We start from the raw sequence: 14,072 nt of genomic DNA on the forward strand, positions 1-14,072 counted from the left end.
TTATTCGTAATAGTTCATTGTTTGATATCCCGCTTCTTCCAGATGATGGTCTTTTTTCATCAGTTTCACATCTGATTCCATCATGTCAGTTACTAAATCCTGTAAATCATATTCCGGAATCCAGCCTAATTTAGTATTCGCTTTGGTTGCATCACCAATTAGCAATTCGACTTCTGTTGGACGGAAATAACGCGGATTTACAGCTAAAACTTCTTTACCTATTTCGATTTGATAATCCGGATTACGGCAAACTGCGACATAAGCCTTTTCGTCTACACCAGTACCTGTAAACGCTAATTCTACCCCAACGTGCGCAAAACTCATTCTGACAAATTCACGAACCGGAGTTGTAGTACCTGTTGCAATAACCCAATCTTCTGCCTCATCAGCCTGAAGAATCATCCACATCATACGCACATAATCCTTGGCGTGTCCCCAGTCTCTTTGAGCATCAAGATTACCCAGATAAAACTTGTCCTGTAATCCTAATGCAATTCTGGAAACCGCACGTGTAATTTTTCTGGTTACAAACGTTTCTCCACGAATAGGAGATTCATGATTGAATAAGATCCCATTGCAGGCATACATTCCGTAAGCTTCTCTGTAGTTTACCGTGATCCAGTATGCATACATTTTTGCAACTGCATACGGGGAACGAGGATAAAAAGGCGTTGTTTCTGACTGAGGAACTTCTTGTACTTTTCCGTATAACTCAGATGTCGAAGCCTGATAAATACGGGTTTTCTTTTCTAATCCCAACAAACGAACTGCGTCTAAAACACGAAGTGTTCCTAAACCATCAGCGTTTCCTGTATATTCCGGAATCTCAAAAGAAACCTGAACATGGCTCATTGCTGCCAGATTATAAATCTCATCGGGCTGAATTTGCTGAATCAAACGAATTAGATTCGTACTATCCGTCATATCGCCATAATGCAGTATAAAACTTTGATTGTTTACGTGCGGATCCTGATATAAATGGTCTATACGATCAGTATTAAATAAAGAACTTCTGCGTTTTACACCATGAACGATGTACCCTTTCTTTAATAAAAACTCACTTAAATAAGCGCCATCCTGACCAGTTACCCCTGTTATTAGTGCTACTTTAGCCATAATTATTTATCTATTATTTTATTTTTATTTTTACTTTTCATCTTCAGTACAGATGAATTTTACCTTTTACTTAATCTAGTCTCATCATCAATTGGGACTAATCTCCTAGATGAGACAAGAACCTGATAATTCCAGTTGCTGATATACCTCTTTAACCCCTTGCGAATGCTTTTTTTGCAAAACCAAAAGTGCGTCAGGAGTATGCACCAGAAGGCAATCTTCTAAACCTACAAAAGCCGTGTGCACATCAGAACCAATCACAATATTTCCGTTCACATCTGCTGAATGTCCGTTTTGCATCAAATAATCATAAACAGCCTCAAAAGATCCCAAATCAGACCATTCGAAATGCGTAGCGACTACTTTTATATTTTTACTTCGTTCCATTACAGCATAGTCAACACTGATAGAAGGAATTTTAAGAGATAATTCATAATTCAGCAAGCCGTCGACATTATCCTGCCAAACCAGTTGGGCACTTTTATAAAGTTCCGGCTCCTGTACTTTTAGTTCTTCTAAAAAGAAACCTGCTTTGAAACAGAATAAACCGCTGTTCCATAAAAATCTTCCGCTTTCTGTAAAAGATATTGCCTTTTCTAAGTTTGGTTTTTCATGAAATGCCAATACTGTATCGCCATCAAATTCAATATACCCATAGCCCGTTTCCGGTCTTAAAGGCTGAATTCCAAAAGTCACCAAAAAGTTATTTTTTGCCAATGCTATTGCCTGATCCAATCCGGCTTTATATTGTTTATCTCCTTCTATGATATGATCAGATGGTGTTACGATCAAAATATCGTCCGGATGTGCATTAAACGCTGCAAAAGCGATTGCTGCTGCTGTATTTCTTGGCGTAGCTTCGATAATATGTGTAAAAGGAATAGCCAGTTTTTTCATGACATTCTCTGTCAAATGACTATTATCTCTGTTGCCAACTACCACAACATCATCTGCTACCGCTGCATTTCGTTCTAAAGTCAATTCAAATAAAGATTTACCTTCAAATAAATCCAAATACTGTTTTGGCTGGTTTTTACGCGACAAAGGCCATAACCTGCTTCCTACTCCTCCCGTTAGAACAACATGTATAATTCTATTCGCTGAACTCATATTTTCTCATTTAATAATTCAATCTGAAAAACCTCTCTGCGCAAATTAGAACTTGAAAAACGATGGTCTCTCGTATTAAAATAAAGCACGATTCCTTTCTCTTCGCAATAGTTTCTGCCTGTAAAATCCCTTTCCTTATATTCATCACCCACAATACGCACATCGATCTGAAAGGCTTTTAATATATCTTCTAAATCCTGTTCTGTGGTATAAGGCACAATTTCATCAACAAACTTACAGGCCTTCAATTGAATGTAACGTTCTACGACTGTCTGTGTGGGTTTGTTTTTTGTAGGTCTGTCAATAGTTGGATCAGTTTGTAATCCAACAATCAAATAATCACAATGTAATTTCGCTTCTTCAAGCATTTTCACATGACCTGCATGCAATAAATCAAAAGCACTAAAGGTTATTCCTGTTTTCATAATAACTAAATATTGGTTTTTGCTGATATAAATGAGTGCAATAAATAAGTCGGGATATAAAAGATTTTTGAACAAAAATTTCAAAATTGAACAAGGGTTCCCCGTGAATAGTTACATTTTACTATCCCTCAAAAAAAAATAACGCTTATTATTTTTATGACTTATTATGTTTGGAAAAAAGCTGGAAAGCGACTACAAAAAAACGACTCCCAACAGGGCAAAAATAAGGCAGACTTAGAAAAATCGAAACTCAATTTGGTGGTTTAAAAGTCTTAATAAGGAATAATTACAATTGAAAAGAACGCGAAAAGCAAGAAAACAGAATTAATTTCACGTACCCATATATTAAACGCAATCAGAACAAAAAAGAAGCTGTTTTTCAGAATTTATTGAGTAAAACAGAATCTTTATTCAGCTAACAATAAGTCATTTATCAGATATAATACACCTTTATATAGTAATGTGTATTTTAAGAAAAGTCAAGTATCAATACATATCAATTTAACACACAAAGAAGAACAGATAAAATACTATGAAAACTAAAATTACCAAAATTTGCTGTATCGGTGCTGGTTATGTTGGCGGGCCAACGATGGCAGTAATTGCTAAAAAATGTCCACACATACAAGTAACGGTTGTTGACTTAAATACAGAACGCATCGCGGCATGGAATGATAAAGATGTAGCAAACATTCCGATTTACGAACCAGGACTTAGTGCAATCGTAGAAGAAGCCAGAGGAAGAAACTTATTTTTTTCTACCGATGTTGAAAAAGCAATAGAAGAAGCCCAGATTATTTTTATCTCTGTAAATACACCAACGAAAACTTACGGAAAAGGAAAAGGAAAAGCAGCTGACTTAAAATATATTGAACTTTGCGCCAGACAAATTGCAAAAATTTCGAAAGATGATAAAATTGTAGTAGAGAAATCAACTTTGCCGGTACGAACAGCGGAGGCAATCAAGAGTATTCTGGACAACACCGGAAACGGCGTACAATTTCAGATTTTATCTAATCCTGAATTTCTGGCAGAAGGAACTGCTGTAACTGATTTATTGAATCCGGACAGAATCCTGATTGGCGGCGAAACTACTCCGGAAGGACAAGAAGCGATACAGGCATTGGTTGATATTTATAGCAATTGGGTTCCTGAAGAAAAAATACTGACTACAAATGTATGGTCATCAGAATTGTCTAAGTTAACTGCTAATGCTTTCCTGGCACAGCGAATTTCTTCGATAAACGCTTTGTCTGAACTTTGCGAAAAAACCGGTGCTGATGTAAATGAAGTGGCAAAAGCAATTGGAATGGATAGTAGAATTGGACCTAAATTTCTAAAAGCATCTGTGGGATTTGGAGGTTCTTGTTTTCAAAAAGACATTTTAAATTTAGTTTATATCGCAAAATCATACGGACTGGATGAAGTGGCTGATTATTGGGAACAGGTTATTATTATGAATGATTATCAGAAAAAAAGATTTTCGACCAAAATAACGCAGACCTTATATAATACGGTTGCTGATAAAAAAATAACGTTTTTTGGCTGGGCTTTCAAAAAAGATACCAATGATACCAGAGAATCGGCTGCTATTTATGTCGCAGATGACCTAATTGCAGAACAAGCTAAAATTGCCGTTTATGATCCTAAGGTAAGCAGGGAAAAAATACTGGCAGATCTAGATTACTTAAAAACCAGATCGCAGGAAGAAAATACAGCAAGTTTAGTTTCTTACGAGAATCCATATGAGGCTTGTCAGGAATCGCATGCTATTGCAGTTTTGACAGAATGGGATGAATTTACGACGTATGACTGGCAAAAAATATTTGACTCGATGCTAAAACCTGCTTTTGTATTTGATGGCAGAAATATTTTGAACAAAACGGATCTGGAATCTATTGGGTTCATTTATCAGGCAATTGGTTCCTAGTATTTTATAGCAAAAAAAAGTTGGGTGTAATTTGTAAAAACACAGAACATAGCTGTTGATGACTAAAAAAAGGCGTTTCATTTAGTTATAATACACAAAGTTACTATATGAAGAAATGTATTTCTTTCAAGGTTCTTTTTTACGCATAAAATCTATGTTTCTATGTGTTTTATTATTATTTAAATTACATCCAAGGAGTTGGGAAAAGACTAAAAATCATCTTGTAAAATTCATAAACAATATATAATAATGAACTGGTACGTTGTATATACAAAACCAAAATGGGAGAAAAGAGTGGCTGACCAATTGATGCAATTGGGCGTAAACTGCTATTGTCCTGTTATAAAAACAATAAAGCAATATTCAGACAGAAAGAAAAAGGTCGAAGTGCCTCTTTTTACTAACTATATATTTGTTCAACTGGATGAAAAAGACAGAAATTTAGTTTTTTTGTCCCGTGGTGCTGTCCGTTATTTATATTGGTTAGGAAAACATGCCATTGTAAAAGACAAAGAAATCGACACCATAAAAGAATGGCTTGCTAAAGATGCAGATATTAGTATTACCCAATATAATGTAGGCGAAACCATTAAAGTAAATTCAGGTCCTTTCTTAAATCATGATGCAGTGATCAAGGAAGTAACCAATTCTCACTATGTCCTTATTTTAGAATCTCTGGGTTGTGTATTGAAAATGAAGCACAAACCTGAAGAAAATTAAACGAGGAACTAATAAACAATAAATAAAATGGATTTTAATTTATCTAAAGAAACAGACAAGGAAACAGTATTCATAAAGATTGCTTCGTTTTTGAAAGATCAAAATTTTGAAATAGTACAACAGGATGCGACAAGACCCTGGGGAGGCTTTTTTGTAATTGATGAAAAACAAGCACAAGCATTTGCCTCACAATTTTTTCCACATTTGCAAATGTCAGAAATTCAGATTACCAATAAATTGAGTCCAAAGATTTTGATTGTCGCACCAAATAAACGATTGTCCTGGCAATATCACTTTAGAAGGGCCGAAATCTGGACGATCCTCTCTGGTCCTGTTGGTGTAAAAACCAGTGAGACTGATGAAGAACAAGAACTTCAGATACTTGATGATGGTCAATTTATACAGATGAACAAAGGAGAACGCCACCGCCTGACAGGATTGGATTCCTGGGGAATTGTCGCTGAAATCTGGCAACACACTGATCCGGATAACCCATCTGATGAAGATGACATTGTACGGTTACAGGATGATTTTGGAAGATAGTAAACACTACTTTCATAAAAACAAAAAGCCATAAATCTTTATAAAATAAGATTTATGGCTTTTATCAGTAATACGGTTTAAGTGATTTTATTTCAAATTGAATCTCTACAATAGTATCACTTCACTTTCTTTTTAATATAAACCTGAGGCGAGATTCCTGTAACTTCTTTAAAAGTGGTATAAAACGGACTATAGGACGAGAATCCTACTTTACTTGCCAAAGATTCTATAGTATTTGACTTTAAATAATCTTTTTCTATTAGTTGTAATGCATCATGTATTCGCACTATTTTCTTGAATTCTGTAAAACTTACCTTCGACACGTACTTAAAAACAAATGTTAGATGGCTTTTTGGTATTTTAAGTTTATTGGCAATATCATTGATAGATGCATTTGGGTTTCTAAAAATTTCATATTTAAAAACCAGTTTCTCAATATCGTGAATATAGCTGCTTGTATATTCTGCAATTTTTTTACTCAGGGCCCTGTCCTGAACATTACTTATTTCATCTGAAGAATCCAGTATCCATAAATCTTTTAGAATAAAAGTAGATTTATTATGTTGCTTTATTTTATCGTGCATCACGTTGTAGCCATACAATATTTCAGGCGTAAACAAGATTTTAAAATACAGGATGTTGAGTAATAATGCAGGAAAAAATTTATAGCTGTTTAATTCACTATTATTTGGAGATTTCAAATTCATCGTAATAACCACAATGAGATGAAAAACAATTAAACAGTATAAATAAAAAATAAAAAACGACCACTGTTTTAATATCCTATTCTGTTTGATATTGATAAGATCCGGTTCTCTATTCCATATTTTGTTTTTCAGGAAACTATACGAAATCGTATTATAATAAATAATGTAAGCTTCAAACATAATAGAAAAAAACAACTTAATCCAAAACGGCGGAATCATTACAATAAGAAACCGCTTTGCAGCTAAATTCAATAGTACTAAAAATATGGGAAGAATAAAATGCGTCAGCTCCTTATAGTTGAATTTTTTACTGTCCTTATCTATATTGACAAAATACAAATACATTGCCGGAATAATAACAATTAGAAAAGGATAATATGGGTAATGTCCTTTTTGAGATAAGCGCAAAATATCAAAACCATCCAGACCTATGAATAAAAAATTTAAGGCTAAAAGCTTAAAAGAAAGCAATAAATAAATATTTAATAATTTATTGTATTTAAACTGCATTATTATAATTATAAAACAGATTAAACCAAGTAATCCTGAAAATAGATAAAAAAGGTTAATCAGCATTTTTTAGTATCGTTTTTTTGAATGAAATTTGATTTTTTTTTAAATGTAACAAAATTTATTACCGTTAAAATGTAATAATTTTTATGAGCCGAAAATTTGATTTTTTTTTTTATAAATACAAAATAAAAAATTACATTTTTAACAATATATCTATAATTCTGGTAATCAAATATTAGTTTGTTTTTTTGTAATAAACGTACTATTTATTCATTCGGATTTTATGAAATATATTTTCTTATTAGCAAAAAGTACACCGATTATTCTGTTTTTTTTTACATAGATCTCCTTATAATTGATTTTGTAATAAAAACCTTTTTTTTATGTATTTGGTCCTTACTAAGTGTTAAAATGTCCTTTTTAAGGAATTAAAGTTACAGTTGCAACGAAAAAAAAAAAACGAAATATCTACTTTTGGAACTAATGTAGCTAAAGTAAGTTAATTACAAGTTTTATAAGATGAATCATGCTGTGTACAAGAATATAAAAAAAATAAGAGAATTAAAAAACCTAACCCGCGACCATGTTGCCGATGAGCTTAAAATGAGCACTAGTGGTTATGGAAAAATTGAACGTGGAGAAGTCGATTTGACTGTATCCAAATTAGAAAAAATTGCAGAAGTACTTGATGTGTCAATTGAGTTTATATTTAGATTTGATGTTTCACTTTTCTTTGAAAATAGAACGAATAGAAAAAAAGACCTTTTTTAAAGAACTATCTGCAAGTTATTTCCCCCAATCTAATACTTAATATATAGTATATAGAATATAAAAACACGCATACGCTCAAGAGCTATCATATCATGTAGAAAAAACAAGTATTTACAGAAAACTCAATTTTTATAATTTAGAAAAACAGAATTACCTGATAACAAAAGTTCTTTAAAAAGAAAAAAAACTCTTTTTATTCGCTTTCGTTTTGGCTAATTTTAGCTCTCAATAAGTTATGATAGTCTAAAGGCGTATTGCCTGTGTGTTTTTTAAAACTCCTGTAGAAAGGATCATAAGAAGCAAATCCTACTTCCTTGCTTAAATAATTAAGCGTGTTCGTTTGTAAATAATTATTTTTTATCAGAATAGTCGCATAATGTATTTTTATCATTTTTTTGAACTCTACAAAGGAGACGCTCGAATGGTATTTGAATATATAATTTAGATGGCTTTTTGGGATTTTTAATTCACTTGATAAATTTTCAATTTTTATATCTGATCGAAAAAAAAAGTTATCGTTATGAATAAGCAGCTCAATTTGAGCAATATAAGTTGACAGACTTGGATCTATTTTTCTTTTCAAAAGCTGGTCCTGAATGCCGGTTGGGTTAGTTTTATCTGAAAGAATCCAAATGGTGCGGAATTTTAAAGGATTATTCTCCACTTCATTGATTTTACTTTTCAGGTGTGTATAACCGTAGAATATCTCAGGACAGCATACTATTTTACAACACATTATCAATAACATTATACAGCTTACAGGCTGGTATATTGAATCTGTTTCTTTTAGATCCTTGAACCAATACAGTATTAGTGGGGCAAAAGTTATAATCATGATTTCCAGATAAATAAATCTTGTCCATTTAGACAACAATGTATTTTTCAACGAATTAGAGTTTTCCTGTTTTTTATCCCATATACTTCTGTATAAAATGACAGAACAGAGATAAATATAAGTCAATATAAAGGCACTAAAGAAATAGTAAATAATATCACTAAGGCAAAAATGCGGGAACTTGTTTTGAAGGGTGTTTTTAAATACTAAAACCAGAAAATAAACTAATGGAAAAATACTATGCAATACAATTTTATTCGTCCCTACTTTACTTTTCTTGTTAGACAAGTTTTTAAAATAGAGATAAATTATAGGTAATATCAGAACCGAAACACTTGATTCAAAATAAAAATTAGTAAGGATTGCCTTTTTAAAAAAAAGAAGATTTAATCCCATTCCCAATTGAGTGAAAGAGATTAACATCATAAATAAAACAAAATAGATATTTATGGCTTGGTTGGATTTATAATTTTTAAGTATGATTGATGAAACCGTTGTTCCAAATATTCCAGCAATAAATAAAAGAAGAATCAGATGGATTTCCACAAAAAAGAGTAATTAGATGATGGTGTAAATTTAAAAAATATATATTTAAACATAAATCTACAGCTCGTTAATATTTTGATAATATAATGACTTTTCAATCTAATTAATTCCTTAAAAATGGACAAATAAAATACTGAAAATCAATTGTTTGTTTTTTACGATCATTATTTTTTTTTTCATAACTTTAAAACCTGATTTTTATCATTTCAATTAACAGTTTTTAATTTTAGAAAACATGCTAAAAATTTAAAAATTTTAATTTAAAACAAAGTACTTAATCTGAGTGTTTTTTGATACTATTTTTAATAAATAGATTTGCTCTAAATTGTTTTAAACAATAATTTAAGTATTAATTTTTTAATTCATTTAAGTAATTATGGTTGGTCTAAAAATTAAGGAAATTAGAGAACGCAATAACTTAAGCAGAGAGTATGTTGCCATTCAAATGGAGATGTCTTTAAGTCAATACAGCAAAATTGAAACAGAAAATGTAGATTTAAAATTATCTAAACTTGATAAATTAGTAAAAATTATTGGCGCAAAAAAAAGTGAACTTTTTACTTTGGATTATAAATAGAATCTCTTGTTTATCATTTAAATTATTACCTTCAAATTATCTCTAAAAAAACCTCAAAAAAATAAAGCAAATGTATCTGTATTTAAACTTTTACACGGGTAAGTTTAAGTAAAAGATCAAATCGTCTTTGCATTATTAGTGCTGATAAATTAAGCACTTGTAAAGTAAAAGGCAACAATTTATCCTTTATCTCAAAAAAAAACCTTCAATATCTAACGACTTTGGAGGTTTTTTATTTTTGGTTATCATTAAAAATGCATTAACACATCATTTTTTATACAATTCGATGAAACATTAGTTGAAATAGGTGTACGAAATTGTTCTTATTTCAATTTCAAAAAAGTTGTAAATTGTAGTAAAAATATTTCTTATATTCGCTCAAAGAAATGTCTGTTTATTAGACGTCAACTTAAAAAACGTTGATTTAATCTCATTTTATGGCTTGTATAGACGAGTTGTATTTCATTTTATAATTTCAATCTATGAATCCAAGTTTTAAGAAGGAAACCAAGTGGGGAAATTTTGGTGGTAATATTAATATCTATCAAAATCTGGTCGAATCAGATATTGAAAAACTAATTCAGGAGAAAGAAATACATTCGTTACAGTTCTATACTTTTGAAAATCCCTCAACAGAAACTTGGGAAACTTTAAATAAATTTTACAAGAAATACCCTCAAATCGGATTGACGTTATTATGGCATGCTATCATTGACCTTGAATTTCTAAGTAAAATTCCAAATGTTAGAAATTTTAGTGTAAAATCATATCTAACAAAAGACTTTAAGCCAATTGAAACCCTGGAGCTTACTAAACTTCATTTAGGCGAAACAAAATCAATTGCAATTAATATCGATTTCATCAAAAATTTTAAGGATTTAGAAATTCTTAATATAGATGGGATGAAAAAGGGAATTGAAAACATTCAGTATTTGACAAAAATTACTTCACTGAATTTAAGGGGGATTAAACTTAAAAATTTAAATTGGATTAGCAGTTTAAAAGAATTGAAACTCTTGAAGCTAATGTTTGGCAGTTATCAATCATTAGAATCTTTAGCAGAATTAAGGAATTTAGAGTATCTAGGTGTTAGCAGAGTGCGACAAATAGACAATTATGATTTTCTGGAAGGACTTAGTAGTTTAAAATTTTTACACTTTGAAGGTTTATCAACTATGCATTCTTTACCAAGTCTTGCAGGAGTGAAAAATTTAAAAAAATTACAAATTGATAATTTATCAAAGCTGGAAAATATAAAGGAAATTGAAAATCTTGAAAATCTCGAGGAACTGTTATTTATATTTCCTGAAAATTTTAAAGCATTGGATCGAAATTTATTATTAGACCAACTATTTGATATCGCATTAAAATTACCCAACTTAAAAATGACGAATCTTTTGTTTTGGAAAGAACATAAAAAATATAACGTTTTACTTGAAAAAGGCGTCAAAGCTTATGAACATTCAAAAAGTAACTATCAGCAAAATACTCAGGGCGGCTGGGTGTTATAAAAAAACAATCCAAAAGCATGTTTAATTAGATCGAATCTCTAATTATTTTTTTCGTATTTTTAGGTTAAACAACCAAACAAGTAAGATTTACTTGTCTGGTTAATCACTTAGGATAACAGATACTTTGGATTTCTGGACGCATGTAACACGCAGGAATGCATTAGAAATAAATCTAGACGGTTATCAGTATGCTTTTAGAACCAGAATGATTCATTCATTTTCAAGAATAATGATCAAAAAAAAACATCCTGCCTGGAATAAAGAAATTTGGGGCGAACCGATTAATTTTGCTGATATGGTGGCGACGAGCATCGGCTGACGCTGTCAATACTACTAATTTAGTGGCTTATTCCTGATTTGAAAAAACTATATTTCCCGAATCTACCATATTGGTCAATCGCAGCGAATTGCCTGAGAATACGGATTTAACTGAAAGCTTAAACTCGTATTATTAACCACCTTGATTGATCTATTCACTGGTAATCCAACACCAGATGAAAGCGGCATTGAAACCTGAACTGATTCCCATATGTACATAATCCTGTGCATTTACGCAATTGAAAGAACATAGTCGTAACCAAAGAGAAAGTAGTTTTATCAATTTGTCTTTTCCGTAAGAATCCAAAATTAGACTACTTACCATTTTTATTTGAAAAACCGGGGTGGACATTAGGGTGGACATTTAAAACGTTATCCAAAAAAAACAATACCTATAAACAACTAAAAACCAATTACATAAAATCTTAATTAAATTGAAACAAAAATTAAGTTATAACAATTTCATATATCTGTACTCAGATCTATTATAGAAAACAGGTAGAAATCTATAATTTTCAATAAATAATTTTACTTTCGTAGTTCTTATTTAGCTCTTTCTTAGAAAATTTAGAATAAAACTATTTTTAAAAAATACTAATATTATTACCTTTAGCCCTACTTTAACTCTCCTTCAAATGCAAAAATCTTTGGGTCTGTTGCGCTTCTTTTTTGTTATTTGTCTTCATCTAGTTTTTACATTATCTGTTGAGGCCAATAATGCTGCCGAACCTTTAAATAAAATTATTCGATCTTATCGCAACTGTGATTTAGACTGTTTAGAATTAAAATTCACAGATTTTAAACATAAGTACCCTAACGAAAATCCGGAAGTCTTAGAAGTGCTTTACCTCGCCTTGAGCGCTGAGAAACAATCTTTGCAAATTGATCATAAAAATAATAAAAGCGAGATTTTATATCGAAAAGCTGTAACACTCGCAAAAAAATTAAAGCGTGAAGACTTAATCATTTGGACTGAAACTCACTTTGGTTTTTATTATTACAAATACAATAATCCTATTCAGGCATTGCCCTATTTCCTGGAGACTTTTCAAAAAATAGAAAATGAATCTAAAGGTGATTTGCTCGAAGCCGAAATTGTACTAAAAAAAAATGCCTATTATTTTGGCTCTATTGAAGATTATAAAGTAGAAGAAATATACCTTAAAGAGGCCTTAAAATTCTCTACTCCAAATTCTGAAAATTACACGGAGATACTCAATAATTTAGGAATGTCTTATCTAAAACAAAACCAAGCTGATAAGGCAGAGCAATACTTTATACAGACCCGCGATCTAGCATTACAGAATAAACAAGAAGTTCGTTATGCCAAAGCTTTAGGAGAATTGTCCAAAATTTATGTACTTCGAAATGATTTCTCAATGGCGCAAAGGCTTTTACTGGAAGATATTGCCCTCTCAAAACAAAACAATAGCGATCGAAATACCATGTATGCCCAAATTCAATTGGGTAAACTGTATGTATCACAAAAAGATCCTGACAATGCAGATAGTGTACTAAAAGAAGCAAGAAATTACGTGAGAACCAAAGCTCATCTTGCAAGTTTTGAATATGAAATAACAGAATTATTACTTGCGATTGCCCTACATAAAAAAGACTTAATAAGCGAACTACACTTTCGCAGATCCTTAGACTCTCTGAATAAAGTAGTTGCCTTAACTGATGGAGACCCTGCTATCGACAGATTGAATTTACAGGCACAAAAGGAGCGAATTAAATCACAATTAGAAATTGAGCAAACCAAATTGGAGAAAGCCTCACTATTACAATGGACCTGGATTACTATAAGTGTTTTATTACTCATCATATTGATTCTAATTTATGTCGTATACAATCGAAAGTTAAAACTTCAGGGAATTGCCTTTGAGAAAAATATTTTATCTGCTCAGTTGGCTAAAATTCAATCAGAGAAAAAACTCCATGAAACTCATGCCTCCTTAAGCTCTTATAAAATTTATTTGTCTGAAAAAAATGACCAGCTAACAAAGTTAGAACGAGAAATAAAGAAACTCAAAAATCTTTCAAAACCAGCTTCTTCACGGGTAAAAGAAAAAAACCTGCAAGAACTTTTGGAATCTCATTTAATGACTCAGGAAAATTGGCTGCGTTTTAAAGCTATTTTTATTGAAGAACAGCCTGATTATTACCACTACTTAATCGAGAAGTTCCCTAATCTGACAGAAGCCAATTTACGAATCATACTATTGCAAAAAATTGGGTTGAAAAATCTGGAAACAGCACAAATACTGGGTATTACTCTGGAGGCCGTAAAAAAAGCCAAACAGCGATTGAAAAAACGGTATGAATTAAACTATACTGATGTTTTTAACGAGCAATAAGAGGCTGTCCGAAAAGTAATTTCGGGCAGTTTTTTTTTGTTTTACACATTGATTTTTCTTATATTTAAGTACTAAAATCAATGATTATGCAGC

13 protein-coding genes are annotated in these 14,072 nt (G+C 31.4%); 7 read left to right on the forward strand and 6 right to left on the reverse strand.

Annotated elements, in window-relative coordinates; translation table 11 throughout:
* The 3 genes from gmd to ACQKCJ_RS21845 form a co-directional block, all read right to left on the reverse strand.
* Positions 1 to 1,116: a GDP-mannose 4,6-dehydratase gene (gmd, locus tag ACQKCJ_RS21835; protein ID WP_427402920.1), complete on the reverse strand. Its 1,116-nt coding sequence runs from the start codon at positions 1,114 to 1,116 to the stop codon at positions 1 to 3.
* 105 nt (positions 1,117 to 1,221) lie between these two features.
* Positions 1,222 to 2,226, reverse strand: a complete 1,005-nt coding sequence (locus ACQKCJ_RS21840) for a mannose-1-phosphate guanylyltransferase (protein WP_427402921.1) — start codon at positions 2,224 to 2,226, stop codon at positions 1,222 to 1,224.
* Complete coding sequence (locus ACQKCJ_RS21845; protein ID WP_271337332.1) at positions 2,223 to 2,651, reverse strand: adenylyltransferase/cytidyltransferase family protein; 429 nt, start codon at positions 2,649 to 2,651, stop codon at positions 2,223 to 2,225. Before ACQKCJ_RS21845 ends, ACQKCJ_RS21840 begins: the two co-directional genes overlap by 4 nt.
* A 532-nt stretch (positions 2,652 to 3,183) precedes the next feature.
* Here ACQKCJ_RS21845 and ACQKCJ_RS21850 point away from each other — a divergent pair.
* The 3 genes from ACQKCJ_RS21850 (at position 3,184) to ACQKCJ_RS21860 (ending at position 5,844) form a co-directional block, all read left to right on the forward strand.
* On the forward strand, positions 3,184 to 4,581 hold the full coding sequence (locus ACQKCJ_RS21850) for a UDP-glucose 6-dehydrogenase (RefSeq protein WP_427402922.1): 1,398 nt from the start codon (positions 3,184 to 3,186) through the stop codon (positions 4,579 to 4,581).
* A 249-nt stretch (positions 4,582 to 4,830) separates the two neighbouring features.
* On the forward strand, positions 4,831 to 5,301 hold the full coding sequence (locus tag ACQKCJ_RS21855; RefSeq protein ID WP_271337334.1) for a UpxY family transcription antiterminator: 471 nt from the start codon (positions 4,831 to 4,833) through the stop codon (positions 5,299 to 5,301).
* Positions 5,302 to 5,328: 27 nt separating this feature from the next.
* Positions 5,329 to 5,844: a phosphoheptose isomerase gene (locus ACQKCJ_RS21860; RefSeq protein WP_271337335.1), complete on the forward strand. Its 516-nt coding sequence runs from the start codon at positions 5,329 to 5,331 to the stop codon at positions 5,842 to 5,844.
* A 116-nt stretch (positions 5,845 to 5,960) separates the two neighbouring features.
* On the opposite strand, the gene ACQKCJ_RS21865 is transcribed toward ACQKCJ_RS21860, so the two are convergent.
* Positions 5,961 to 7,061 carry a helix-turn-helix domain-containing protein gene (locus ACQKCJ_RS21865; protein ID WP_427402923.1) on the reverse strand — a complete coding sequence of 367 codons (1,101 nt, stop codon included), beginning with the start codon at positions 7,059 to 7,061 and terminating at the stop codon, positions 5,961 to 5,963.
* Positions 7,062 to 7,583: 522 nt separating this feature from the next.
* Between ACQKCJ_RS21865 and ACQKCJ_RS21870 the strand changes: the two genes are divergently transcribed.
* The gene (locus ACQKCJ_RS21870; RefSeq protein ID WP_271337337.1) at positions 7,584 to 7,835 is read left to right on the forward strand and encodes a helix-turn-helix transcriptional regulator; all 252 of its coding nucleotides are present in this window, start codon (positions 7,584 to 7,586) and stop codon (positions 7,833 to 7,835) included.
* Between the two features lie 193 nt (positions 7,836 to 8,028).
* Here the strand turns inward: ACQKCJ_RS21870 and ACQKCJ_RS21875 are convergent, their stop codons facing one another.
* Complete coding sequence (locus ACQKCJ_RS21875; protein ID WP_271337338.1) at positions 8,029 to 8,958, reverse strand: helix-turn-helix domain-containing protein; 930 nt, start codon at positions 8,956 to 8,958, stop codon at positions 8,029 to 8,031.
* Positions 8,959 to 9,592: 634 nt separating this feature from the next.
* Here ACQKCJ_RS21875 and ACQKCJ_RS21880 point away from each other — a divergent pair.
* Together ACQKCJ_RS21880 and ACQKCJ_RS21885 are read left to right on the forward strand one after the other, a co-directional pair.
* Positions 9,593 to 9,793, forward strand: coding sequence for a helix-turn-helix domain-containing protein (locus tag ACQKCJ_RS21880; RefSeq protein WP_427402924.1), 201 nt, complete (start codon positions 9,593 to 9,595; stop codon positions 9,791 to 9,793).
* Positions 9,794 to 10,275: 482 nt separating this feature from the next.
* On the forward strand, positions 10,276 to 11,304 hold the full coding sequence (locus ACQKCJ_RS21885; protein ID WP_427402925.1) for a hypothetical protein: 1,029 nt from the start codon (positions 10,276 to 10,278) through the stop codon (positions 11,302 to 11,304).
* A 469-nt stretch (positions 11,305 to 11,773) separates the two neighbouring features.
* On the opposite strand, the gene ACQKCJ_RS21890 is transcribed toward ACQKCJ_RS21885, so the two are convergent.
* On the reverse strand, positions 11,774 to 11,947 hold the full coding sequence (locus ACQKCJ_RS21890) for a hypothetical protein (protein ID WP_271337341.1): 174 nt from the start codon (positions 11,945 to 11,947) through the stop codon (positions 11,774 to 11,776).
* A 310-nt stretch (positions 11,948 to 12,257) separates the two neighbouring features.
* On the opposite strand from ACQKCJ_RS21890, the gene ACQKCJ_RS21895 reads away from it, so the two are divergent.
* Positions 12,258 to 13,979 (forward strand): tetratricopeptide repeat protein, encoded by a 1,722-nt coding sequence (locus ACQKCJ_RS21895; RefSeq protein WP_271337342.1) that lies wholly within the window; start codon positions 12,258 to 12,260, stop codon positions 13,977 to 13,979.
* Positions 13,980 to 14,072 lie beyond the last annotated feature (93 nt).

The organism is Flavobacterium sp. NPDC079362 (genome assembly GCF_050267765.1).
GTDB classification, from domain to species: Bacteria; Bacteroidota; Bacteroidia; order Flavobacteriales; family Flavobacteriaceae; genus Flavobacterium; species Flavobacterium azizsancarii.